22 protein-coding genes, 2 tRNA genes and 1 pseudogene are annotated in these 26,582 nt (G+C 39.3%); 24 read left to right on the top strand and 1 reads right to left on the bottom strand.

Annotated elements, in window-relative coordinates; translation table 11 throughout:
• The first annotated feature begins 110 nt into the window (after positions 1–110).
• The 5 genes from AN944_RS19700 (at position 111) to AN944_RS19720 (ending at position 3,370) form a co-directional block, all read left to right on the top strand.
• Positions 111–422: a hypothetical protein gene (locus tag AN944_RS19700; RefSeq protein WP_055026363.1), complete on the top strand. Its 312-nt coding sequence runs from the start codon at positions 111–113 to the stop codon at positions 420–422.
• Positions 423–550: 128 nt separating this feature from the next.
• A complete protein-coding gene (locus AN944_RS19705; protein ID WP_055026364.1) occupies positions 551–823 on the top strand; it encodes a hypothetical protein in 273 nt (90 codons plus the stop codon).
• Between the two features lie 135 nt (positions 824–958).
• A complete protein-coding gene (locus tag AN944_RS19710; RefSeq protein WP_055026365.1) occupies positions 959–1,981 on the top strand; it encodes a hypothetical protein in 1,023 nt (340 codons plus the stop codon).
• A gap of 118 nt (positions 1,982–2,099) precedes the next feature.
• Positions 2,100–2,921 (top strand): hypothetical protein, encoded by an 822-nt coding sequence (locus AN944_RS19715; protein WP_055026366.1) that lies wholly within the window; start codon positions 2,100–2,102, stop codon positions 2,919–2,921.
• 143 nt (positions 2,922–3,064) lie between these two features.
• Positions 3,065–3,370: a hypothetical protein gene (locus AN944_RS19720; protein WP_055026367.1), complete on the top strand. Its 306-nt coding sequence runs from the start codon at positions 3,065–3,067 to the stop codon at positions 3,368–3,370.
• 537 nt (positions 3,371–3,907) lie between these two features.
• On the opposite strand, the pseudogene AN944_RS19730 reads toward AN944_RS19720, so the two are convergent.
• A pseudogene (locus AN944_RS19730) lies at positions 3,908–4,872 on the bottom strand (IS110 family transposase).
• A gap of 348 nt (positions 4,873–5,220) precedes the next feature.
• Between AN944_RS19730 and AN944_RS19735 the strand changes: the two are divergent.
• The 19 genes from AN944_RS19735 (at position 5,221) to AN944_RS19825 (ending at position 26,568) form a co-directional block, all read left to right on the top strand.
• Positions 5,221–5,550, top strand: coding sequence for a hypothetical protein (locus AN944_RS19735; RefSeq protein ID WP_055026369.1), 330 nt, complete (start codon positions 5,221–5,223; stop codon positions 5,548–5,550).
• 123 nt (positions 5,551–5,673) lie between these two features.
• A complete protein-coding gene (locus tag AN944_RS19740) occupies positions 5,674–6,705 on the top strand; it encodes an acyltransferase (RefSeq protein WP_055026370.1) in 1,032 nt (343 codons plus the stop codon).
• An 83-nt stretch (positions 6,706–6,788) separates the two neighbouring features.
• A complete protein-coding gene (locus AN944_RS19745; RefSeq protein ID WP_055026371.1) occupies positions 6,789–7,634 on the top strand; it encodes a trypsin-like serine protease in 846 nt (281 codons plus the stop codon).
• A 112-nt stretch (positions 7,635–7,746) separates the two neighbouring features.
• The gene (locus AN944_RS19750) at positions 7,747–8,055 is read left to right on the top strand and encodes a YciI-like protein (RefSeq protein WP_055026372.1); all 309 of its coding nucleotides are present in this window, start codon (positions 7,747–7,749) and stop codon (positions 8,053–8,055) included.
• Between the two features lie 231 nt (positions 8,056–8,286).
• Positions 8,287–8,685, top strand: a complete 399-nt coding sequence (locus tag AN944_RS19755; protein ID WP_055026373.1) for an ACT domain-containing protein — start codon at positions 8,287–8,289, stop codon at positions 8,683–8,685.
• Between the two features lie 259 nt (positions 8,686–8,944).
• Positions 8,945–10,123 carry an HlyD family secretion protein gene (locus AN944_RS19760; RefSeq protein WP_055026374.1) on the top strand — a complete coding sequence of 393 codons (1,179 nt, stop codon included), beginning with the start codon at positions 8,945–8,947 and terminating at the stop codon, positions 10,121–10,123.
• Positions 10,113–11,162, top strand: coding sequence for a DUF2955 domain-containing protein (locus AN944_RS19765; RefSeq protein ID WP_055026375.1), 1,050 nt, complete (start codon positions 10,113–10,115; stop codon positions 11,160–11,162). Before AN944_RS19760 ends, AN944_RS19765 begins: the two co-directional genes overlap by 11 nt.
• Positions 11,163–11,272: 110 nt before the next feature.
• Entirely contained in the window at positions 11,273–12,337 is a 1,065-nt protein-coding gene (locus AN944_RS19770) for an AraC family transcriptional regulator (protein WP_055026376.1), read from the top strand.
• 338 nt (positions 12,338–12,675) lie between these two features.
• Complete coding sequence (locus AN944_RS19775) at positions 12,676–13,788, top strand: AI-2E family transporter (protein ID WP_055026377.1); 1,113 nt, start codon at positions 12,676–12,678, stop codon at positions 13,786–13,788.
• A gap of 12 nt (positions 13,789–13,800) precedes the next feature.
• On the top strand, positions 13,801–14,460 hold the full coding sequence (locus tag AN944_RS19780) for a potassium channel family protein (RefSeq protein WP_055026378.1): 660 nt from the start codon (positions 13,801–13,803) through the stop codon (positions 14,458–14,460).
• Between the two features lie 61 nt (positions 14,461–14,521).
• Positions 14,522–16,117, top strand: a complete 1,596-nt coding sequence (locus tag AN944_RS19785) for a hybrid sensor histidine kinase/response regulator (protein WP_055026379.1) — start codon at positions 14,522–14,524, stop codon at positions 16,115–16,117.
• Positions 16,118–16,165: 48 nt separating this feature from the next.
• Positions 16,166–20,866 carry a response regulator gene (locus AN944_RS19790; RefSeq protein ID WP_055026380.1) on the top strand — a complete coding sequence of 1,567 codons (4,701 nt, stop codon included), beginning with the start codon at positions 16,166–16,168 and terminating at the stop codon, positions 20,864–20,866.
• 53 nt (positions 20,867–20,919) lie between these two features.
• Positions 20,920–21,939 (top strand): HD-GYP domain-containing protein, encoded by a 1,020-nt coding sequence (locus AN944_RS19795; RefSeq protein WP_055026381.1) that lies wholly within the window; start codon positions 20,920–20,922, stop codon positions 21,937–21,939.
• A 255-nt stretch (positions 21,940–22,194) separates the two neighbouring features.
• Positions 22,195–22,791, top strand: a complete 597-nt coding sequence (locus AN944_RS19800) for a hypothetical protein (RefSeq protein WP_055026382.1) — start codon at positions 22,195–22,197, stop codon at positions 22,789–22,791.
• 312 nt (positions 22,792–23,103) lie between these two features.
• The gene (uvrY, locus tag AN944_RS19805; protein WP_055026383.1) at positions 23,104–23,748 is read left to right on the top strand and encodes a UvrY/SirA/GacA family response regulator transcription factor; all 645 of its coding nucleotides are present in this window, start codon (positions 23,104–23,106) and stop codon (positions 23,746–23,748) included.
• 48 nt (positions 23,749–23,796) lie between these two features.
• A complete protein-coding gene (gene uvrC, locus AN944_RS19810) occupies positions 23,797–25,629 on the top strand; it encodes an excinuclease ABC subunit UvrC (protein ID WP_055026384.1) in 1,833 nt (610 codons plus the stop codon).
• A 45-nt stretch (positions 25,630–25,674) separates the two neighbouring features.
• Positions 25,675–26,223: a CDP-diacylglycerol--glycerol-3-phosphate 3-phosphatidyltransferase gene (gene pgsA / locus AN944_RS19815; protein ID WP_055026385.1), complete on the top strand. Its 549-nt coding sequence runs from the start codon at positions 25,675–25,677 to the stop codon at positions 26,221–26,223.
• Between the two features lie 181 nt (positions 26,224–26,404).
• A tRNA-Gly gene (locus AN944_RS19820) sits at positions 26,405–26,480 on the top strand.
• A gap of 14 nt (positions 26,481–26,494) precedes the next feature.
• Positions 26,495–26,568, top strand: a tRNA-Cys gene (locus AN944_RS19825).
• Positions 26,569–26,582: the final 14 nt, after the last annotated feature.

Here is a 26,582-nt window from a genome sequence, read left to right on the forward strand (position 1 = left end):
AGTTAACAAGTTGCTTAAACGGAATAAAAACCGTTGGTTATCGCTTCGCGATTTTAACCAACCATTTTTATCCGCTTAGCAAGGCGTTATGTGTAAATGGAGTTAGCTAAGTGTTTAAATTTCTGCGGAATAAAAAATGCGAACAGTGTACTGGTCTTAAACAGACAGTATTGGTTGAGAATCCCAATGAGTTTTCTTCACTTATTAAACGCATTAAAGCAGAAGTAGAAAACGGAAATTTAATTGCGCTTCCGCCAGAAAATGATGGCTATCAAGAGGAATTCCATCTCGTACCAAATAATGCTCCGTGGTCTGATATAGTCCTCAATTATTTCAAGTGTTCTAATTGCAATGCAAGTTTTAAAATGTTTGCAGACACATATCATGGTAGCAAAAAGAATGGATGGTATTGTTGTAAATAATACACATAACAAGTCAATTTAAACGGAACTAAAACAGTTGGTTAGGTTTCGCTTCGCTACACATTATAACCAACTATTTTAGTCCGCTTAATGTGGGCGTTATGTTCCATGAGGCTACTTAGGAAAATATGAGCGCAGGTCTACCACTACTGATATTAAGTGTTCTATCCACGATCATTCTTGTGGTTTGGTTACGCAATGGTGCGGGGGATAAAACGCATCGAATTACGGCAGTGGGAGTTCTACTAGTTATTTTGGCTTTATCTTGGGTGGCATTACACTCATTTGGTGTTTTTCATCCGATTGGAGCATGGGGCATGGTTGTTGGTTTCACTGCATCAATAGCCGCTTTTTTTGTTCCTGTGGTTTACAGCAAGTGGTGCCGCAATGAGCATACATAACAAGGCAAATCAGCATCAGTCGCTCCGCTCCTTGGACAGACTTGTCGTCGCTCGTTTTGCGCATGGCTTCGCTATTTTCGCACAAAACAATCAACAACAAGTCTGCCGCTGTTTGCGGCGTTAAGAGGCAAGAAGGTGTACCAGCCAGAAATTATGGAAGATAGAATCGTCTCAGCAGTCAAAGAATTTGCCAGCTCGATCAAACCAGGAAGCAAAATTTTGGCTGATATGTCGTCACTGGTTGAAGCTACGTCTCAAATACCCCTTTCAAATTTCGACTATTGGGAGCGTTTGATCCGATCTGAGTTTTCTATTGCTATGAGAGAAAGCGTCCCCTCTAAATGGAAGTCATGGTCGAAGCCCATCGAGATTCTAACTTGGCTAGATCTTACCAGTTGGGATGGTTATAGACGTGAGAAAACTTTACGCACCCTTTCTGGAGCAGCGCCAAACACTTTCTTTTTTTCATTAGCAGTTAGGAGGCTAAATGACTGGGTTCCTGAGGTTCGTGCTGCTGCGCGAGATACACTTTTAGAATTAGCCAAGGCATCCAACTCCGAATACGTAGTTGAGGCGTTGTGTATTGCTCTTTCAAACTGGGGCTCGTGGGGTAGAATCGAGGATGCAGATAAAGACGTTCTTCTAAAAATCATAGGTGATGAAAATATTGCGCAATCACTTATCCAAAAAATAATGTTTTCAGCTTCTGGGCCAATGACCTCTCTATTTTCTCAGCTAGGCCGTACCCCTATATTGGATGGGCATGTTGAAGAAATCGCATCACTTGCCGTACAACCGTCATTACGTGCGAAGGCTTATCGAAGCCTATTTGAAAGCAGAGTAACTTGGTTAGAAGGGCGCAAATGGGTCTGGACAGATATTCGATATTGTGAAAAAAAACTAATTCCTATCGTTTCTGAGCGGAAGTTGAGCGTCGAAACACCTATACTCGATCTACTACAAAAATCTGCAAAAGATCGATCATCAATTGTACGTCGAGTTTCCGCAGAAATATTGATTCGAGAGCTAGACACGCTTGGTGGTATCGGTAAAGAGTTAGCGGACGAATTTGCATCAGATAGCTCTGATGCTGTCTCTGAAAGAGGGAAATTCGCTTTAAAGAAAATTGTGGAGTTAGGTCGTGCAGATGCCTCTTAACAAACAGCTCAAACCGACCTCCACTGCGTTGCTCGTTTTGTGCTTTTTCGCTACGCTAGCACAAAACAATCAACTCCGTTCCGGCGGCTTAGCTGGGCGTTAGGTTTACAAGGAAAGTATGAGTAGTACATTAATTCCATTTAGGCTCGTAATAGAGAAAGTTCCATTCTTAGAGTACTTTTTCAGAATGTCGAAATTCATAGTTTGGCCTAAGATACGACAATCTGAAATAGCGAAAAATGACTTAAGGTTTGCTTTAGTTGATCTAGTGTTATCTTTCTCTGTTTTTTCTGTATTAATTGCGCTAACTACTTCGAGCGCTACTGATTTAAGTTTCAAAGATGTAACTTCGATATTCAATTTTGAATGGGTTGTTTTATCATTTATTTATTATTCTTTCGTTCCAGCTTTTTTTCTAGGTGTGTTTTATTTAGCTTATTTCACATGGATAGATAAACGAGAAAAACCATTTGCCAGTATATACCTATTAGCTCTCCACTTTTTACGAACCCACTCTATTACAGTGGTTTTGGCTTTATACGGATTTTCTTTTATATTATCTTTATATTTTAATCATGGCATCCATCCCAAACACTTCGGTGAATACTTTGCATCTTTGGATAATGCCAAAACTTACAGTATCATTTTTATAGTTCTATTTTTATGGATCTATTTACTCCCTTTGACGTTTTTTTGTAAAAGTAAGAAAGGAATTAAAGCTTTTTTCGTTGCTTTCGTTTCTTCGTTAATAATTTACTTTTCAGCTCTCCAAATGAATATGCTAGTTCCAGCGTTTTTTGTTAAACACTCGATAGACGCTGAAAAATTATGTGAAGTAACAAAGAAGTCTAATTTTTATAATAAACAGGTTGAAAACAATAAAAAACTAATAGACTCAGGTGTGTGTAAACCTAACAAGTCGTTAAAGCAGGACAAATAACAGTTGGCTTTTGCTCCTGCGTCACTTATTTTAGCCAACATATTATTTGCTTCTTAACGAGGCGTTAGTTGCCTATGAAGAGATTATTGAGTTTCATCTTAATATCTATTTTAAGTATTAATTGCTTTGCTCAAGGAAGTAGCATGAAAATTGAAGAACTAATCCTAAACGACAATTATGCTTTACCGCTGTGGGAAAAACGGGGGCTAATACCATCACCTGCTCCTGTGATTAAAAAACTTGAGAGTGTCACTGTTAACTTTCTTAAAAGTCTGAAGGTGATTAATGAAAACTCTGAATTAGACAAATCCTCTAAATTAGACAAGTTACAAAAACTTGTGGATCAATTGCCTTGGGATGATTTTGATACCGAGGAGAAAGAATTTTTAGCTGATGTAATTGCTCCAGAAATTGAGTCTATGGGTTACAATCCTTGGACAATTATTTAAGCCGGCAACTAACAAGTTACTTAAAAGGATGCAAAACGCTTGGCTTGTGCTCCTTCGTCGCTAATTTTAGCCAAGCATTTATGTGCCTATTAGTAAGGCGTTATGTGCTCATGGAGGGGTGTAGTTGATATCTATTTTTATTACTGCAATTTTGGTTTGCTTTGTCTTTTTGGAATTAGGTTACCTAATAATAAAGCGCTTTAATATTAGTAGTTTAATCTTCTTTGCTATTTGTGTATTTATAAGTCTATATTACTATGCTTATTTTTTTGAGGCTTCAGACTACGGAAGAGAAAATAGAGCATCAATGCTGTTGGTGATTAGTTCAATTGTTTATTCAGTACCTTTAGCAATAATGTTCATCATAATTGTCTTTAGTAAGAAAAAGCCTGATAACATTCAACATATAATAGCTGCGTCATTATCTATATTACTGGGGTTATTGTTTCCTGTTTTTGCATTACTAACTGCTTGTAGTGTAGGCAGAGATTGCCTTTAAAAGCACATAACAAGAGACTATGGCGTCAATAGCTAATTTCAAGCTTTTGGCGCTTCCCACATCACACCATCTCTTAGCATTGAATTAAGCGTCACGACCATCTTTCTAATACAGGCAATAATAGCTACTTTCTTTGGTTTTCCGGCTGCGACTAAACGTTGGTAAGTTTCTTTAAAAACAGGGTTTGATTGTATGGCTGACATCATTGCCATATACAAAACAGTCCTGACCTGATGCCGTCCACCTTGAATTTTTCGTTGGCCTTTGAAGCGACCACTTTCTTTATTCATTGGTGCAACACCAACTAATGAACTCGCTTCTTTATTATTAATATATCCAAGTTCAGGCAGGTTACTGATGATTGAAGCAGCGGCGATTTTACCTATTCCTTTCATGCTTTGTAGAATGATATTTTTGGCTTGGCTGATTTATTACGAGAAGCAGGGTTGGACTCGATGAGTTTAACTATTTTTGCTTCTATCTTTTCTATCTGATTTTTAAATACAGTTAAGATAGGTTTGATGGTCATCGCAACCTCTTTCGGCAGAATTTGCAGCCTGTTCTTCTCCATCGTTTGCATTGCCATAATTTGATTGCGTCTTGAGACTAAATCGCTCATAGCCTGCATGATGTCAGGCTTTAAAGTAGATAGCTTAGGCTTAATCGCATCTCCATAATGAGCGATGAGCTGCGCATCTAGCCTGTCTGTTTTAGCTTTTTGACCAATGGCACCAGCAAATCGTTTTATATGTATTGGGTTCGCAATAACGAAGGGCAGATTTGCTTCAGCGCAGGCCATGATAAATGGCATTTCTAAGCGACCTGTTGCTTCAATAACGATACGTTCAGGATGGTGTTTCTTGATGAGGTTAACAGCTTCTTTAATGCCTTTCTCATCGTTTTTGACGTTGAAAAAGATATCGAGTGGTCGGATATAAATATCGAGCTGAAACTTACCCGTATCGACACCGATGTTAATGTTTTGATTAGTTTTTGAATTCATAATAAGCTAACTCTTGCTTGCAAATGCGGGTTCGAGACCCAGTAGACTATTCGAGTGTTTTGCTTGGAGTCCTTTGTCGCGTTCTTTCTTGTTATCGGTCTCTCAATAGAGGAGCCAGCAATCAATCGAACTACGACAAGGAAAGCTTTAGTTGCAGCTAAAGCCTGGGTCTCACATTACCCGAAACAGGGAAGTATTTGTAAATTAGGTGGGTTTATTATCCATACAAGTTGCTCAAGTTCGTTCGTAAATTCACTGGGACAATTAACAGTTGGCTTGGCGCTTCGCGCAAGTTTAGCCAACTGCTAGTTGCCCCTTAGCAAAGCGTTAGGTGTACTTGGAGTTCAGATGAAAATATGGATATTGCTTTTTCTTTCAGGCATTTCTTTTTCAGGGCTTTGCAATAACGACATTGCTTCTCAGAAAAATATTAACCCTGTAATTCAAGTTATGGAGTGCTTGCGTAATATTCCCGATAAAGAAATTACAAACCCTGATCACCTTATAGCTAAAGAATTGTCATTAATGACCAGTGTAATTGAAAATACAACTCTCGAACTTGACACAAATACAAACGAGCAAAAGGAATTTAGAGAGTTATACAAAGTGGCGTATAAACATTGCCCTAACAGCATTAACACCTTTAAAGCTGGGTATAAAGGTATAGCTAACAAGTAACTAAAGCGGGACAAATAAAGCTTGGCTTTGTCACTGCGTTCCAAATTATAGCCAAGCACCAAGCATTAATTTGCCCCTTAGTTGGGCGTTAGATGCCTGCATTATTCAAGTCCGGGGTTTTAGTTGGAGATTAGAAAATTAAACACATTGCGTGGGTTGGCTGCATTAATTGTGTTTATTACTCATTTTAGCGATATTACAAATTGGCTTAATGGAATGTTAGGCGGAGGCTCTGGAGCGTACGGTGTAATGCTGTTTTTCTTGCTGAGTGGTTTTTTAATGTCTCACTTATACATGACCCAAAAATTCAACAGCATTAATATCAAGCGCTACTTATTAGCTCGAATCGCAAGAGTAGTTCCATTATTCTTGGTTATTGTACTTAGCTCTTATGTTTTGTCCTTAATCGGCAATGATAGTCTTTATAACATTCCAGATACGAATGCACTGATTAGTCATCTTCTATTTTTATATGGTGACAGTGTACTTTGGTCAATCCCCCCTGAAATACAATTTTACTTCGTATTCCTGATTTTTTGGTCATTTTCAAAGAATAGGAGGGGCTATATTTACCTTTCAATATTAGCGGTTATGCTCCTGCTATTTTTTGCAAACTTTCCACGAGTATATGGAGACATAAACGGAGTTAGTTACAACTTATTTAATACGTTAAGAAGTTTACCTTATTTTTTTATTGGGGTTATTTTTGGAATGCATTATACCTCTTTTGAGGTGCCGAAATACCTTAAGAAACATTACTTTATTTTCGTGTTACTCTTAATACCTGCTATGTATCCAGAGATCTCATCTGTTACGTCTGATGCTAAGACAAGAATGTGGTTAAGCTATGAAGTATTACTTGTAATGAGTTCCGTATTTTTTTGTATTGTATTTTTAGTTCCTGATAACAATGTGCTATTAGCTAACAGGTTCGGTGACTTCTTGGGAAAAGTATCTTATTCATTATATTTGCTTCACATGCCAATTATTATTTTTGTAAACAAGCTCAATTTAAGTGTTGAATTGAAGTTGTTATTATCTTTGGTTTTAACTGTTTCAGTAGCATTTGTATCATTTAAATATTTTGAAAAGCCCGTTGCTAGGTTCATACGTAACATAGCATCTAACAAGATGATAAAGGATAAGGACGTCTAAACGTTGGCTAGCCGTTCGTACCTCACTAATTTTAGCCAACTTTATACACCTCTTATCATGGCGTTAAATTGCAAAGGAGTGTCATGCGTATAATTCTACTGTCTACTTTAATATTTATAAGCCTATCAGCATCAGCGATTGTAGTTCGGCATGATATTGATAATGAAAAATACCTTGCCTATTCTGAGGACTTTAAACCTTTGGCTACATTTTATGTAGATGGCGCTCATGGAGTACTAATTAAACCCAAATGGGTTGTAACCGCAGCCCATGCAACATTTTGCGTAAATTCTGGTAGCTATATTGCATTACACAATGGCCTTCATAAAGTAGAACGAATATTTGTGCACAAAAATTATCAGCCAGGTAAAAGCCATGATATTGCACTTGTAAAATTAGTTAACCCTATTAATGACATTGAGCCTGCAACTATCTATGAAAAATCAGATGAGCTTGGAAAATCAACTTGGTTTATAGGTGTAGGGGGAACCGGAAATGGATTGACTGGGCAAACCATAGATAATTACGAAAACGCAGGGGTTCTAAGAAAAGCTGAAAATAAGATCGTGTTAGCAAATGGTCCATTAATAAAGTTTCGGTTTGATCGTGATCGTTCAGCTTTACCGTTAGAAGGAGTATCTGGTGGTGGAGATAGCGGCGGACCAGCTTATATAAAAACAAACAATACTAATTATTTGTTGGGTATTAGCTCCAGAGTTGAAGGTGGTAGTATTGGTAAATATGGCGTTACGGAAGTTTACTCCAGAGTCTCCTTCTTTAATTCATGGATAGAAAGTATTACGAGCGAGGATGAGTTGTATCAACTTCAATTTGCGACGCCTAAATTGGATGCACTTCCGACTGGTCTCTCTAAGGAAATTTTACCAGAGGTATGCTCAGATATTGGATTGAGGCCAAATGCAATATAACAAGGCATTAAAGCTGGAAAAATTGCAGCTGGCTGTTTTCTCTGCGTTCAACATTTAAGCCAACTATAAATTCCTCTTATTGAGGCGTTAGGTGTAAAGGATTAAGCCGAATATGTATTTTCTACTAACTTATGATGTAGTTTCTGATTATATCTCTCGAAGAGAAACTTACCGAGATGAGCATATTAAACTTGCTTTATCTGCTGTAGAACGCGGTGAATTACTGTTAGGTGGTGCATTAACTGAGCCTAGCGATGGAGCTGTATTACTTTTTAAAGGTAGTTCTCCTGATATTGCGGAGAAGTTTGCTAAACAAGATCCGTATGTTCTAAACGGCTTAGTAAAAAATTGGAAAGTTAGAGCTTGGTCAATCGTACTTGGTGCAGGAGTTTCTCCTGATGATTTGGCAATTAGCACTTAACAAATCATTAAAACAGGACAAAAACAGTTGATTTTACTTGTGCCTCACTTACTTATAGCCAACAGCGTTTAGCCGGTTATTGAGGCATTATGTTTCAAGACGATTCTAATGAAAATTGGATTACAGAATAAAACTAAAGAAAGGTGTTATCGAATCATATTGGCTCAAAATGAAAATGGTAATTATCTGTAATAAGACATTATGCAAACTGAGATAGCACAGGAAACGGCAATGACAGGAATGACTGATTTATCGCAATTATTATCAAGTATGTCTCCAGAACTTCAAGCTGGGGAATTTGTTTTTTGTTCTGTAACGGGGCGAATTGCTGATTATGTTCACCTTAATCCAGTATGTTTTTTTCAAGAAAAAGAAGGCTTAACCTTAGTGTTATCGGCGGAAAGTGCCACACAGGCATACCTGCCATTTGAGGCAAAATTTAAGCAAATCACGTTAACCGTTCACTCGAGCCTTGAAGCGGTTGGCTTAACGGCAGCAATATCAGATAAACTGACGCAGCATAATATCAGTGCCAATGTGATTGCGGCTTACTACCATGATCACATCTTCGTACCTGCAGATAAAGCTTCTGCTGCGATGATTGCATTACAGAGCTTTTCAAAAAACTAATCTGTGTACATCCTAAAAATGAAGTGAGTTGATGACCATTATAGGTGTATAACTGACTTCATTTACTTGCCTCTTTGCTTATTTTTCCGTACTGAATAGCGATATATTGTTTGAGAATTTAATCGTTATATTTGAGATCTTTAGCAAAATAATTCTATACTTGAATTCTGCTAACAACTGATTGAATACTTGTTAACATTGTCGGTGTTGAAATAAAGTCTTTTAAACGTTATTTCGTGTGGCTATTCAAGGGAAAGATATGACAGAAAATAAAAAAGAGCTTCCTTCAACGCAAGAAGAAAAGCCTACAGAAGAAGCTCAAAAAACCGATGTTGTCGCCGATAATGCCTCACCAGATGCACCTGCTGACAAAGCTAAGAATCAAAAAATCCGAAAAATTACTAATATTATTCTACTAGTGGTGTGCTTTTTATTTGTATTCCATTTATTTGCCGATCGCTATATACCGTCAACGGACTTAGGACGAGTACGCGGATATGTTGTGCCGATTACACCTCAAGTGTCAGGTGAGGTAATTGAAATTCTTACCACTGCAAATACTTTGGTCCGTGAAGGGGAAGTGTTAGCTCGTATTAATCCAAGAGATTATGAAATTGCCTTGTTTACTGCTCAACAGCAAGTGACCCAAGCAGGGCAAAATATGGGGGCATTAACTGCTAATGTGACAGCTGCTAAGGCTAAAGTGGCTAATGCGGAAGCGAATTATAAAAATGCGCAGGTACAATCAAAGCGTATTTTTACTATGGTTGAGCAACAAGTTATGTCACAAGCTGATGCCGATAATGCCCGTGCTGAGTTAGTCAGTGCCGAGTCTGGTGTCGCAGCTGCAAAAGCTGATTTAGCTAAAGCAGAAGAACGTTTAGGTTCTGAAGGTGAAAATAATACCGCCGTTAAATCTGCACTGTTAGCGTTAGAACAGGCCGAGCTTAATTTAGCAAGAACCGAAATTAAAGCGCCAACAGATGGTGTTGCATCAAACTTCCGTTTAAAAGAAGGCTTTTATGCCAATGCAGGCCAGCCTGTTATGACATTTATTTCTTCTGAAGATGTGTGGATTGAAGCAAACTTTAGAGAAAACAGTATTGGCAATATGAAGCCTGGCGATAAAGTGGAGTTCGCACTTGATTACGCGCCTGGTGAAGTCTTTACAGGTAAAGTCGCCTACATTGATTATGGTGTCGATTGGGGCCAAAACGAGCAAACGGGTAAATTAGCGCAAACGACAGGGCAAACGGGTTGGTTAAGACAATCCCAACGCTTCCCTGTCACGATTGTATTTGATGAAGAGGAAGCTAAAGGGTTACGTCGTGTTGGCGGACAAGCCGACGTGATGGTCTACACCAAAGAGAGCTCGATAATGAACCTATTTGGTAAGTTCTGGATCCGTCTTGTTAGCTGGTTCTCTTATGTCAGATAAGGCGGTAGCGACACTTGATCCTGAATTAGAAGAAGCAATATATACACGACGTGTATTGCGCTTCACTCTAGGTATTGGACTCGCAGTTGGTATTTCGGCGGTGTTTGCTTGGCAATTAGCGTTTATCGTGCCGGTATTTGTGGCTAAGTTTCTTGTTGATAGAGTCGAGCCAACAATTCAAACCGTTTATGAATTGTTGATTTCAATGGTCGTGACTATCGGTATTGCTTGGTTGGTCAGTTTTGGCCCAGTGCAATACCCGCTCGTGCTATTACCTTTGCTGGCCGTGTTGATGCTGTGGGCTTATTATTTGTTCTCCGATCCCAAGTGGAATTTTTTTGCCACTATCTTAATTATTTCTACGTTAGTTTTGCCATATTTAGGGATTTTACATCCTGGAGCCGCCATTTTTGTCGGTGTGGGTTTGAGTTTTTCTGGTGTCGTGTCGGTATTAATATTTGCCTTATTACATATTTTACTACCTGACTTATCGCCCAATCGTGAATCTCATATTGAAGCTGGACTGACAACAGATGAGCGCTTATATGAATCGGTGAGAGCGCTGATTATTGCGTTTCCTGTTATTACTTTCTTCTTTTTGTTTGAGATAACAGGCGCCTTACTAACGATGATATTTATTGCTATTTTATCGTTACAATCTGCCGGAAGTAAAAGTGTAAAAGTGAGCCTTTTCTTATTGATTACCAATGGGATAGGCGGGGTATTAGCGATAGTGTTTTATAACATGCTAGTGATTGTACCTGAACTTGTTTTTTATATCGGCCTAGCCATGATGTGCGCCTTAATATTTAGTCAAAAAATTTATGCAGATCCTGTTAAGGCCCCCATTTTTGCGGGTATTTTCTCGGCGCTGTTAGTTGTTGTTGGCTCTACGGCATCATCCACAGACGCTGATGTGGCGACGAATTTCTATATTCGTATTGCTCAACTATTTATTGTCGGGGTGTATATGGTTGTTGCTTCTTTCTTTTTAGAAACGAGAAATTGGCGCTTTTTACAAAAAAGAACCGCTGTTTGATGAGTAAACAGATAAATCTTGAGTGACAGCAGGCGAAATTTAAATTGATTTAAACAACAGGTATAGGCAGCTTTTTTAAACAGTATCTAGGCGTTAAAGGTAATCACATCATGACTGAAACCCAAAGTAACGCAAAAAACAAAACTCAACATGCAGTACAAGCTGAATCTAAAAAAACACTGGAAGAGAACCATTATATTCCGCTATTACGTGCCGAATACTTTGTTCCTTTCATCGCTAGACTTAAAGACTTTGAAAATAATATATACCCTGTTCTGAAAGAAGCTGGCCTGCCAGATACTGTACTTTCCTCTGAACCTGAATACCTTTCAGAAGCAGCACTGCAAAAATTACTGGCAATCATGTATCGCAAGCTGAACTCTAAGCGTTTTGCCAATTGGTTAGAGCAAGTAGCGAGAAGTATTTTTGTGCCGCAGCATCTTGCTAAAATGGCATTAAATGGCACGGTAAGAGACGCATTGCTTGAGTTTACCCATCTTGTAAACAGTGAATCAAAACAGACCAATATTCAGCTTAAAACCTCGGTTAACAAAGTGTGGTTCGCACGATACCGAAATATTAAACATTCTTTTGATGCCAATCTCGCAGAACTGTTTGCGGTAACTATGATGCTTGAGCTAATTAGGGTGTTAACTCAGAGCCAGTGGTCACCTGATGAGATTGCTCTGCAATCTCCAAGCGAAGTGGATTACTTAAGTGAATTAAAGGTCAGTAAGTCACAAATTTATTATGCACGCAGTGTCACTGCTGTGAGCATTTCTGCCGAAGTTTTGTCGCAAAGCGTTAAGTATAAAAAAGGCTGGAGCCAACCCCCACAGGCTGTAATTGAGGGGCCTGAGCGATTTATTGATAGCTTTACTCATGCTCTCACGCCTTATTTGAGCATGGGACGAATTTCAATTACCACCGCAGCGGATTTATTAGGACTCAGTGTACGCACTTTACAGCGCCGCCTCACAGAAGAAGGATTGAGTTACAGCAAAGTGATTGAAGGCATTTGCTTTGAACAAGCAAAGTTGATGTTAAATGATCCTAGTGTACCCGTTACTCAAATTTCATCCGCATTAGGGTATGCTGATGTCGCCCATTTTTCGCGTGCGTTTAAACGTTTAGCTGGCGTTTCACCACGTGAATTCAGAAAGAACTTATCTTAATTAACTTCAATTATATTCATGTTGCGTTTGAATGACTGATAGTCGTGTTTGCTTCGCTGGGGGCATGACAATTGTCGCTATCACATATGACTGATTAATCTCAGTTTTATATTAAATATGCCCCTGTGTTTAGCGAGAAAAACCAGTTAATAAAAAAATAATAGCGAATTAATATTTTTATTTTTAACTCAGTGTAATCTTATATAACTTACGCTATATTTTAATAGCAAATGAAACATAAATGACTTTTGTTTAAGCAAGTTAACGACACTATGTCGATTCATGGTTTCGTTCAATATTGATAAATGGATTGCCAATAAAGCAGGGAAAGACAACTTATGAGTGAGAAAAAAATAACAACTGCATCTGAGTTTACTCATGCTGCTGTTGATGCTGCGATTAAAATTGCGCTAATTTTCATCATGGTGATTTGGTGTTTTAAAATTATTCAGCCGTTTATCATGCCGATTCTATGGGGTGGTATTATTGCTATTGCACTCTATCCAGTGGTGATATTACTCAGTAAAAAAGTAAAACTATCAGTGGGTAAATCTAGCTTGCTGGTCACGTTACTTGCTCTGTCATTACTACTAGTTCCGACTTTCCTTTTTTCTGGCGCGATAGTGTCAGGCACTCAAGATTTTATCGCTGAAGTCCATGACGGTACTTTAGTGATTCCTGCGCCCAAAGAATCTGTAGCTGATTTACCGCTAGTAGGTGAAAAGCTGTACAACTTTTGGTCTTCGGTTTCTTCTGACTTAGAAAAAGTTGTCAGAACCTACGCTGATGAAATCAAAGGGTTCTCGTCTAAGGCTGCAAGTATATTCGGCAGTTTTGGGATGACCGTCTTACAGTTTCTGATTTCGATCATTATTGCAGGTGTATTCATGTCTCGGGCCCAAGGCTCAAACCAGATGTTTCATAAGGTTTCGGTAAGGCTTGCTGGTAAACATGGTGAAGAGTTTTCTGAACTTGCGGTAGCAACGGTTCGTAGTGTGGTGCAAGGCGTTATTGGCGTGGCATTTATTCAATCCATTTTAGCGGGTATTGGTTTAGGTTTAGCTGGTGTACCGGGTACGGGTATTTGGATGTTACTGGTTCTTATTTTAGCCATTATTCAGCTGCCGCCTATTTTAATTTTGGGCCCCATTATTGCGTATGTATTTACCGTGGAATCTTCAACGGTAGCCATTATGTTCATGATTTGGAGTATTTTGGTGAGTGCCAGTGACGCATTTTTAAAACCTATGTTAATGGGGCGCGGTGTTGATATTCCTATGTTAGTGATATTGCTAGGTGCAATTGGTGGGATGATTCTATCTGGCATTGTTGGCTTATTTGTTGGAGCCGTTGTACTTGCATTGAGTTACAAACTTTTCTCAGCTTGGCTTGTGGTTGAAACGGCTGAGCTTGATAGTGAATCTGTGTTACCAGATGCAGAAAAAGAGTAAAGGTAAAGCTTAATGAATAAACATATGTCCCAAGAAGATAACTTTATTTACCTTCTTGGCTCGTTAATATTAGTGCTGTTAAGTGCAGCTTTGGTTGAGCAGTTTTTTGAAGCTGGGCAAATGATTATTGTTGGTACCACAGTCATGAGCTTGTCTATTGCTGTTATCGGTCTAGGCGAGAATAAACGCTGGATTCGATCAACCTTTGGCTTAATGATCACGACGTTGTTATTTGCCAGTATTGGCTCGGTTTTTGAATTACTTAACCTTGATATTGTTGGCTTATTAACAATTTTGGCTTTTCTCGTAGTTGCAACCTATCGCGCAGCAAAGCAAGTATTGTTCAGCGGCAAAATATCCACGAATCAGATTATAGGTTCTATCTGTATATTTTTACTATTAGGGCTAATTTGGGCTTTTATATACTTACTATTGATTGAGATATTTGGCCCCGCTTTTAATGGCATTGAAGTGCAGAAATGGACTGATAATTTTTCGACGGCAATCTATTACAGCTATATCACCCTCACGACCGTAGGTTATGGTGAGATTTCTCCAAATATGCCCATTGCTCGCTTTTTTGCTTTTTCTGAGGCCATTTGTGGGCAATTTTATATGGCAATTATTGTGGCAAGTTTAGTCGGGGCAAAAATGTCACAAACAGACTCTTAAAGGCGAACGAATAAAGCGTTATCTTTCAGTTTGGTGGCTTGATTCAGATAGAAGAGGTTTCATGGAATTAGCGAAGAAAACCGTGTTAATAGTGGATGATATGGACGCCATTCGCAAAATTAGTTCTGATCAATTACGTCGCTTTGGTGTTGGCCAAATTTATCAAGCTGAAAATGGCGCTAAGGCACTACACATACTTAAAAACACCCATGTTGACCTTATTATTTCTGATTGGAACATGCCGGTCATGTCTGGAATTGAATTACTCTGTGTGGTTCGAAGTACACCAAAATTTCAATATATCCCTTTTTTAATGATCACGGCAGAAGCAGCCAGAGAACGCGTCAGTCAGGCCATCGAAGAAGGTGTGACTGATATTGTCATCAAACCATTTAACAGCATGATATTGCAACAAAGGGTCACTCAATGCTTACAAGGTTTTGTGAGTAATAAAGCTGGTGTTGTAGCACAAGAGGCAACATCGACGAGTGAGCAATCAGATGCAGAAAGTGATATAGCCCTCAATCTTACTAAGCAAGATAAACATCAAAAATCATCAGTACTTATTGTTGATGATACTGCCGATAACTTAACCTTATTAGGTGGATTATTAAAAGACGAGTACCAAGTTAAACTGGCTAAACAAGGGGCGAAGGCGCTTGAAATCGCTCAGTCTGACACGCCTCCTGATATTATTTTATTAGATATTATGATGCCAGATATGGATGGCTTTGAGGTGTTAAAGCAACTTCGAAAACATCCATTGTCGGAACATATTCCCGTCATTTTTGTCACCGCACTCACAGAAGATAAGTATCAACTGCAAGGACTTGATGGTGGGGCAGTTGACTATATCAGTAAACCAATACAACCCGAACTACTCAAATTAAGAGTACGGAATCTGATGGCTTATGTGACTATGCATAAGAATTTGCAATCAGATTTCGACAGTTTAGTGGCAAATGAAAAACTCAAACAAGAAGTACAGCAAGTTTTACAGCATGATTTAAAGGGGCCTATTGCAGGGTTAATGGCATTGATTGAGCAAATTAAGTCAGACCCACATATTTCTAAAAATAACGCTGAAAATGCGACGATTGCTGAGGACATGACATTTCAGTTGTTGAACATGATTAATATGTCCAGTGAACTGTATAAAATTGAAACGGGGCGTTTTGTGTTAAGCCCTAAACGATTCTCTATACTTGCCCTTATCCAAAAAATCATTGCTGTGTTAAAGAAAACGTTTCAGGTTAAGCACTTGCTTATCTATCTTGATTGCGAAGAAGACGGTGATGAAGATTACTTTGCAATGGGTGATGAAAGTTTAAGTTATTCCATGTTATTCAATTTATTAAAGAATGCATGTGAAGCTGCGCCAAGTAAAACACGAGTTTCGGTGATGCTACAACGTGAGCAGGAGCCTGAAACCAAACAAGCCTTCTTAAAAGTGAGTATTCAAAATATTGGTGTTGTGGATGAAGATATCCGACAACATTTTTGGCAAAAGTATGTTTCAGCTGGCAAAAGCGATGGCACAGGAATTGGGACATATTCAGCAAAATTACTTGCCGAGGCTCAGCAAGGTAAAGTGGCATTAGATGTTGATGATGCAAACCAAACGACTAGTGTGTCAGTGTATCTCCCGCATGAGTAATTAAGTCATTATGTAGATTCAGGGTTTGCGCCCGAAATAAGGAAGGTTATGGAAATCAATGCGTTTTTGATGTTGGCTTCAGTGGGATTACTTATTTTCTTAGGTTGGCTATTTTTACGTTTGCGCACCGAAGCAAATGAAGACATTACGCGTTTTTTTTCCAATGACAAAAACCGCCTTTATATTGGCTTAATCGTCTGTAGTTTTTTGGCTTTAATGACAACGATTGCCAACATCGGGCTTAACATAGCTTATAAACATGATATTGAAAAAAGCTCTGAAGCATTAGAGTCTGTAGCCTTAACTACGGATGCCGCTTTGTCGTCATGGGTAAAAGGTTGGGAAGACCGTGTAAATGCGGTTGCGACAAACCCTTTGTTATTAAAGCGAGCCATTAAACTAGAAAATATTGGCGCAGATAAAGAAGAGTTACTAGACAGTGAGCACTTAATTTGGTCTAGGGATGCTTATGAACGTTACAGTGACTCTTTTGGGTCATTAGGTTTTTTTATTATTAGCTTAGATGGTAAAAATCTCGCGTCTAGCCGAGATGCAAACCTTGGTTTAACTAACATTGTAAAACGTATCTATCCTAATTTATTTAATGAAGCGATAAGCGGTAAAGTTGTAATAACCCCACCAATGCGCTCAGATGTTCCCTTGTTAAATCCCTTGGGGATTACCCGTTCAGATACTCCAACCATGTTTGTACTCAGCCCAATTATTCAAGATAACGGTGAAATTACAGCAGTGTTATCGTTACGAATTGATCCATATTTAGAGTTCGCAAACTTAACCCAAAGTGGCGCTGTGGGTGATACTGGTGAGTCATACTTTGTTGATCACAAGGGCAGGATGTTATCTCACAGTCGCCATGAAGATAAATTAGTTTCGCTTGGCTTATTAGAGCCTGGTCAAATGTCAGTACTTAATCTTTATGTCACTAACCCACAGCGAGAGTTAACGCCAGATGAACCCGCCGCCGAAAGTCATAATGAAAGACGTTTAACCTATGCTGCTGAGCAAGTGAGTTCGCAAAATAACGGTAACTCTTTTAAAAGTTATCGAAATTATTTAGGTGTCGAAGTTATCGGTGCTTGGAAGTGGGATGAGCGATACGGTTTCGGCATTGTGACAGAAATGAGTATTGATGAAGCGAGCAGTAATTTTCAATATTTTAAAAATATCATTATTACCCTAATTTGCATTATTGCTTTGTCTTGTTTATTGCTCACGTCTGCCAGTTTGTGGCTGAGTCGTCATGTATTGCAGCGATTGCAAATCAATAATGAAAAATTAGAAAGAACCATTTCGATTAGAACTAAAGATCTGCAAGAACGTGAAAATAGGTTATGGGATTTATATGAAAATTCGCCTGTAGCTTATGCCACCTTAGATAAAAATGGCAATTTTACTAAGCATAACAAGCAGTTTGCTGAAATAACCGGTCATGACCGTGAAGCATTTGCGACATTGCAATGGATGGATGTATTAGCAACAGATGATGGTGAGGGTAAACAGATTTTTGAATCGGCATTACAAGGGGAAGATACCTCAGATGCGAGATTGTATTTACACACTCACTCAAGTGGCGCGTTAGCGGTGTCATTATCGGTACGAACCGAGTTTCATCCCGATGGGAGTTTAGCTGAGATCCGTTTAGCGCTACTCGATGTCAACGAACAAGAGACTGTCAGGGCTGAAATGCTGAAGAATCAGCAGCAATATCAGACCTTAGTTGAGAATATACAAGGAGCAGTATTTCGTTGTAATTACGTCGATTTGAAGAAAAATAACTTTACCGTTTTCTATATTAGCCCGAATTTTGAACATATTACCGGTTATCCAGTGAGTGACTTTATTGGTAAGAACCCTGTAAGGCGTTTCGTTGATTTGGCAGTAGGGAACGACGGCGAAGGTTTTTTTGAAAAGGTTCGCGAAGCTGCATTACAAAACGGCAAAGTATTACTCGATATGCGGATTATGAATCGCTCTGGCGAGTTACGTTATGTCCAGATTATGGCGAAATTCGAATTAACTGATAATGAGCAAGAATGCTATTTCGACGGTACAGTATTTGATATTACTGAACAGAAATTAGCTGAAAACTTATTACTTGATTCAGAGGAGAAGCTTGAAGTCGCAGCAAAAAGTGCTCAGATGGGAATGTGGGATTTTTATCCGAATCAAAATCGTGTTGTCGTTAATCGAATGTACAGCGAAATGCTGGGGTATCGCCAACTTGATGTTTGCGCCAACGAAGATAAATGGTCGCCATTAAAAAATGGTGTAGATACATTTGCATCGCTAGTTCACCCCGATGATGAAGCTGATATTTTTGACGCTAAGTCCAATGTTGAACACGACCCAAATCAGATTGTCCGTCAGGAATTCAGGTTGCTTCGACAAGACGGTAGCTATGACTGGATTTTAAGTATCGGTCAGACGTCAGAATTTGATGACAAAGGCATGCCTGAACGCATTAGTGGAGTACATATTAATGTTAACGCTGCAAAAGAATTGGAGCGTGAGTTAGCGGACGCCATTGCTGAGGCTGACAATGCTAATAAAGCAAAAGGTGATTTCTTAGCGAACATGAGTCATGAAATTCGTACGCCGATGAATGCGATTATTGGTATGTCTCATTTAGCGCTTGAAACAGAGTTAACCCGTCAGCAACGTAACTATATTGAAAAAACCAATAACTCAGCCCAATCATTATTGGGCATTATTAACGATATTCTTGATTTTTCTAAGATTGAAGCTGGCAAGTTAGATATTGAAAATATTGACCTAAGTATTGATGACTTACTTAATAATGTGAGTAATTTAATTGGTATAAAGGTGGCAGAGAAAGGACTAGAGCTGCTATTTGATATTGATGACAAGATCCCTGAAAACTTACTTGGCGATCCCTTACGAGTTGGCCAAGTATTAATTAATTTAGCCAATAATGCAGTTAAATTTACAGACAATGGCAATATCATTATCTCGGTGATGTTAGATAAGCTCACGTCAACTCAAGCTTATTTAACATTTTCTGTGAAAGACTCTGGTATTGGTATGAGCCTTGAGCAGCAATCGAGATTATTTAATGCCTTTTCACAAGCAGATGCTTCAACAACACGAAAATATGGCGGCACAGGTTTAGGTTTAGCCATATGTAAAAATCTAGCTGAATTGATGGGCGGCAGCATCACATTAAGTAGTGAAGTAGGGGTTGGGAGTACGTTCAATCTTTCTACTCCTTTTGATTTAAACCCAATTGCCTCTTCTCCTCGAAATGCAAATCATCATGTAAGTTTTGAAGGGAAGTCAGTATTGTTAGTCGATGATAACCAAGCTGCCCGTGAAGTGTTATCAAGCTTGTTGATGAGAGCGGGCATGAAAGTAAAAGCGCTTGAATCAGGCCAGGCAGCAATAGATTTAATTAATGCAGGTGAGCGGCCAGATGTGGCGATCGTCGATTGGCAAATGCCCGAAGTCAGTGGCTTAGATGTCGCACGCTTTATTGGCGAGCTTGAGCCTGAGATAAAGCCTAAGCTCATTATGATTACTGCATACGGCAAAGAAGACTTACTCATGAGTGCATCTGATGTGCACTTTGATAGTATTTTAACTAAGCCACAAACTCAGACTAATTTGGTGAAAACCTTATCTTACGTTCTGTCAGATGCTAGCCCTTATGCCGCAGATACCACCTCTAAAAGCGAATTAACACAAGCTTTAACTGATTTGGCTGGTGCCAGTGTGTTAATCGCTGAAGATAACGATTTGAATCAAGAATTGATTGAAGAACTATTAAACAGCAAACAAATTATCACCACGTTAGCTCAAAATGGGCAAGAAGCACTGGATTTGGCAGCCAAAGAAAATTTTGACGGTATTCTAATGGACTGCCAAATGCCTGTAATGGATGGGTATACAGCGGCATCAAAATTACGAGCCATTCCTGACAATGCTGATTTACCGATAATTGCGATGACTGCAAATGCTATGGCTGGCGATAGAGAAAAAGCCATAGCCTCTGGCATGAATGATCATATCCCTAAACCTATTGATGTAGAAGCAATGTTTATCACAATGGCTAAATGGATATCACCAGCAAATCCTGTTGATGTGAATAGCCTGACACTTGATAAAAATAACGATCATGATTTTGTTAATCAATTTAAATCGATAAATGCAGCGCAAGGTCTGCAAAGAACGCAAGGCGATGTAGCGCTTTACCGTAAACTGTTGGCAAAATTTGTTGCTGGGCAATCGGGTTTTGTGGGGGCTTTCACCCGTGCGATAGCAATTAACGATGAGACGTTAGCAATGCGACTTGTGCACACTTTAAAAGGTGTTGCAGGAATGATTGGCGCTGAACACGTAGCAGAATTAGCCGCTAAGCTTGAGCAAGAGTTAGCAGAGAGTAATGTTAAGACTGTTCTTATATTGGAAAAAGCGCTTAGTGAAGTATGCACAGAGATTAATAACTCAATGCCGACATTATCAGCTCAACAAAATAGTCTAACCTTAGATAAACCATTAGCGATTAAAACCTTATCAGCACTGATTACGATGCTTGAAAGCTTTGATATGGAAGCAACTGAGTATTTAGACGACCACGGTGATTGCTTGAATGTCGAGCCATTACTTCATAATTATAAATTATTAGAAAAGCAGTTAAGCGAATATGAATTAGATACGGCTATGGAAATAGCTAAGCAAATGATTGAGCAATTAAATCAACTTGATTCTTAGCTGACATTTTCGTCAGCACCTTGTTTACATAACATTAAGGGATAGGAGAACAGATGGAAAAACAAACGATATTGGTGGTAGACGATACTCCAGCAAATATTGATGTTCTCGCGGGTGTGCTGAAGGCTGATTATCATATCAAAATCGCCAAAAATGGTGAGCAAGCGCTGAAGATTGCTAGAGCGATTCCGTTGGATTTAATTTTACTCGACATAATGATGCCGGGAATAGATGGCTATGAGGTCTGTCAGGAATTAAAAGCGGATGAAAGAACTCACCATATACCTGTCATTTTTGTTACTGCGAAAATTTCAGCAGATGATGAAATTAAAGGACTAAATATTGGCGCCGCTGATTATATTACCAAACCGTTTAATCCTCCTATTGTTCAACGTCGAGTGCAGACTCAGTTAGCGCTGACAGATCAAAATCGTATGCTGGCGATAAAAGTGCAGCAAAAAACGGCTGAAATTGCGCAAAATCAACTCGATGTTATTAGAAAGCTTGGCCGAGCGGCTGAATACAAAGACAATGAAACAGGAATGCATGTTATTCGTATGAGCTACTACACGCATATTTTGGCGTTAGCAGCGGGTATCAATGAAGCAGATGCAGAAGTATTAATGCATGCAGCACCTATGCATGATGTTGGCAAAATTGGCGTCTCAGATGCCATTTTAAAAAAGCCTGGCAAATTAACCGCTGAAGAATTTGATGAAATGAAACATCATTGTGTCATTGGAGCAGAAATACTTGGCGATAATGATTCACCTCTTTTAAAAATCGCACAAGAGGTGGCATTGACTCATCATGAAAAGTGGGACGGAACAGGTTATCCCAATGGACTGAAAGGTGAAGAAATTCCACTTTATGGCCGGATTGTGGCTGTGGCAGATGTATTTGATGCTTTGACCAGTGAGCGCCCTTATAAAAAACCTTGGTCTGTTGAGGAAGCTGTAGCCTTACTTGAACGAGAAGCGGGCAGTCACTTTGAGCCTAAATTAGTGCAATTGTTTGTTGAAAATATTGAGCAAGTTGTAGAAATTAAGGCTAAATTTAGAGATGAAGGTTAATTGGATTGGTGTAACTGGCAGATGCATTAACAGGTTGGCATAAAATGGTAACTAATGTCAGATAACCAAGATTATACTTGTTGCATATTAAGTCGTTGAGAAGCAGCTGTTCAATCAATTAGTGCTAATAGTATTTCAAGTCATTTTTTGATGAAGCCGAGCCAATATTAGGGTAAGTCATCGCTCAACGTGCATTAAAAATACAGTGACTGATGTCATAAAACTTTGCAATTTACTCCATAGAGGAAAACACCTATGTCTACGACTTTATTCAGTAAAAAATGTCTTTTAGCTGCAGTAATGGTACCGGCTTTACTTACGGGTTGTGCTACAGGCGACACACCTGAGTCAAAAAAAGCCAATGCGCGTAAAGAAACACAAGCGGCATTACAAGAAATTTATGCTGAACATAGTGGTGCTAAAACAGCAGTTGCACAATCTGTTGGCTATGTTGTTTGTACGGGGAGCAACAGTTACCTATTTGCTCTTTCTACTGGCGGTGGTGTGTGTGTATTAACGTCAAATGGACAAAACTCTTATTATCGTTTTGCTACAGGTGGTGTTGGCGCTGGTATTGGCTGGAAGCAAATGGCATTCGTTCAAGCCTTTATGGATAACGATGCAATGACACGTTTTAAAGAATCCGGCTATGAAGGTCAAGCACAAGCAGAAGCCAGTGCTAAGTATGAAGAAAGCGGTGACCAAGCGTCTGCAAACCAATCTGTTGACGTGAGCGGTGTAAAAACATACCAAGTCAACTTGATGGGGGCTGCTGCTCAGGCAACCGTACAAGGTTACAAATATTGGCCAACTGACTTTACTGATGATTTCATCGAAAATGATGAAAAGTAATCGACAGAGTGACTATGACGTTTTAGTCAGCGTCTTTAGTTAACACTGACTAAAGCAAGATATGAAACCGTAATGAACATTTTCTTTACGGTTTTTTATTGTCTGTTTAATAGGCTAATCAACCTAAAGGGACTGTTAGGTTGTCGCTCCAAACGTAAATTGTTCGAGCTTCAATGACACTCTATACATATTCCTACAGTGATTGTCGCCTTTTTCGCTTTCCGTGAGTCGCTCAATAAGATAAATTACCCTAGTTAATATAATAAAAATTAAAATGATGTTCAGGACGAATGTTTTTAAGGTGGGTTGAAGTTGATTTCAGTATATTTAGTTGATGATCATGAGTTAGTTAGAACCGGTATTCGTCGCTTACTAGAAGATGAGCGAGGTATTAAAGTTGTTGGGGAAGCCCCAGACGGAGAGACTGCTGTGCAATGGTCGCGTCAAAACGAAGCTGACGTAATCTTGATGGATATGAATATGCCGGGTATGGGTGGATTAGAAGCCACACGTAAGATTTTACGATATCAACCAGAAGCTAAAATCATTGTTTTAACGGTCCAAACAGAAGACCCATTTCCAACTAAAGTTATGCAAGCTGGCGCATCGGGTTATTTAACCAAAGGTTCCACTTCACCTGAAGTATTACGTGCTATCCAGCAAGTTTCTCGTGGCCAACGTTATTTATCACCAGAAATTGCCCAGCAAATGGCATTGAGTCAATTTAGCCATTCAGATGAGAATCCATTTAGCAGCTTGTCTGAACGAGAGCTGCAAATCATGTTGATGATCACCAATGGTGAAAAAGTAAATGATATTTCTGAGAAACTCAATTTAAGCCCTAAAACAGTTAACAGCTATCGCTACCGTTTGTTTGCTAAGTTAGATATCGGTGGTGATGTGGAGTTGACCCGTCTCGCAATTCGCTACAAAATGCTCGATGCCAGTTCTTTTTAAACGCTAGGTGTTATGCCCATGGTATTAACACCTATCCTAGGATAGTGAATGCCATCTCGTTTTAATTCAGCTTTATTTTTAAAAACCGTTTCTTCTTCGCCTGGTGTCTATCGTATGTACGATGACAAGGGCGAAGTGATTTATGTCGGTAAAGCAAAAGATCTCAAAAAGCGCCTTTCTTCGTATTTTCGCGCTAATTTACCTAATGTAAAAACCCAAGCGCTTGTAGCTCGCATTGCCAATATCGATGTCACACTGACTCACAGTGAAACTGACGCATTGATACTGGAAAATGATTACATCAAGCAATACATGCCTAAATACAATGTACTGCTTCGAGATGATAAGTCCTATCCTTATATTTTATTGAGTGGTCATAAACACCCACGTTTGGCGTATCACCGAGGTCCTAAAAGAGAGAAGGGCCATTATTTTGGGCCTTATCCCAATGGTGGAGCGGTGCGCGAAAGTTTGCACCTGATGCAAAAATTGTTTCCTATTCGTCAATGTGATGACTTGTATTATAAGTCACGCTCTCGACCTTGTTTACAATACCAACTCTCTCGTTGTAGTGCGCCATGTGTTGGCGCTGTTTCTGATAGCGACTATGCAGAGCAAGTTAAACTTGCAGGGTTATTTTTACGTGGCAAAGATAAGCAGGTGATCACTGAACTGGTTGCTAAGATGGATCATGCTGCAACCGAAATGGAATATGAGTCGGCAGCCCAATATCGAGATCAAATCACCGCACTAAGGCGAGTTGCGGAGCAACAAGAAGTGTCGAACCACAAGGGCGATATGGATGTGATAGGCGTACACTACGCCTCGGGTATTGCGTGTTTTCATTTGTTATTTATTCGAGATGGTAAAATTTTTGGCAGTCGAAGCTATTACCCATCTGTACCTGCTGAAACCGAACTTGAAGAAGTATTGGTGTCTTTTATCGGGCAGTTTTATTTAAATGCCGATATTCAACGTACTATTCCTAAAGAAGTGTTAATCAGTGAATCATTTGCTGAAAAAGCCGTTTTGGAAACCACCATATCAACAGCACTTGAACGCAAATTCGAAATCAAAACCCATGTACGTGGTGAGCGAGCTAACTTTTTACGTTTGGCTGTGACCAATGCAAGTAATGCCGTTAATACTCGCTTGTCCCACAAAAATACCGTCGAACAACGTTTTCAGCTACTAGAAGAAGCACTGGAGTTCACCAAGCCTATCTCACGGATGGAATGTTTTGATATCAGTCATACTATGGGTGAGAGCACTGTTGCTTCATGTGTGGTGTTTAATCGCGAAGGTCCACACAAGGCAGACTATCGCCGTTATAACATTAACGGTATAACAGGGGGCGATGACTATGCTGCGATGGAGCAAGCCTTAAAGCGACGTTTTGATAAAATTGATAACAACGGAAAGGTGCCTGACATTGTATTTATTGATGGTGGTTTAGGGCAATTACGTATTGCTCAGGCAATCGTTGATGAAAAGTGTGTGCATCTTGATAATCCTCCTTTATTGATTGGGGTAACAAAAGGTGAGGGCCGTAAAGCAGGCTTAGAAACCTTTGTATTTGGTAATAATGAACAAACCTTTGAGCTGGCTAGTGATTCACCTGCTTTTCATTTAATTTTACATATTCGTGATGAATCACATCGATTTGCTATTACTGGGCATCGTAATAAACGTCAAAAAACCAGAAACACATCAACACTTGAGTCAATCCCTGGTGTTGGACCAAAACGACGTAAGTTATTGTTACAACATTTAGGTGGAATTCAAGAAGTGAAGGGCGCTAGCGTGGCAGAATTAACAAAAGTGCCCGGAATTAGCCTAGAAATGGCACAAACAATCCATGATGCATTGCGAGGGGGATAAAATTAAGGCAAGATTGGCGCTGTTTCTGACTATTTGGTTTCTTTCATGCCTTTTAATTTACCTATAGCGCTAACACTTTTTCGGTTATTACTTTTACCGGTATTTGTGATTGTTTTTTATCTTCCCTATTCTTGGGCACCGTTTGCTTCTGCATTTATCTTTTGGCTGGCAGCAGTCACAGATGCATTAGATGGCTATGCAGCAAGAAAGTTAAAGCAATCGACGCGTTTTGGGGCGTTTCTTGATCCGGTTGCGGATAAAATAATGGTAACAACAGCGCTTGTGTTACTGGTTCAGCAAAATGACAATATTTATCTTACATTGGCCGCATTATTCATGATTGGCCGTGAAATTGTTATTTCCGCATTACGTGAGTGGATGGCTGAAATCGGCAAACGGGGTGTTGTGGCGGTTTCTTGGATTGGTAAATATAAAACAGCAGCACAAATGGTCGCGATTGTTGGCTTAATTTGGCAGCCTAATGAATTCTTGACCAATGTGGCTTATGGATTATTCTATATTGCTGCAGTGCTGACTTTCTGGTCTATGATGAGTTATATTTCAGCAGCTTGGAAAGACTTAACGGCAGAGTAGCTTAATAAAAGTTCAATAAGTTTATTTAGTGTTCATTCAGTTAGTTTTGTTGAAAACAGCAATTGACACCGACAGTGAAATCGGTAGAATGCACCCCCGTAGACAGAGATGCTCTAGCGTATAACCGCAAGGTTGCAGCAAGATGACATCAAGGCTTATTTGAGAAGATAAGCAAATGATTGCGACATTAGCTCAGTTGGTAGAGCGATACCTTGCCAAGGTATAGGTCATCGGTTCGAACCCGATATGTCGCTCCAATCATTCTCTATACGGCGCGATGGCAGAATGGCTATGCTGCGGATTGCAAATCCGTCGACCTCGGTTCGACTCCGGGTCGCGCCTCCACAAATTTTGTTTAA

The sequence above is a fragment of the Shewanella sp. P1-14-1 genome, from assembly GCF_001401775.1.
Lineage (GTDB): Bacteria > Pseudomonadota > Gammaproteobacteria > Enterobacterales > Shewanellaceae > Shewanella > Shewanella japonica.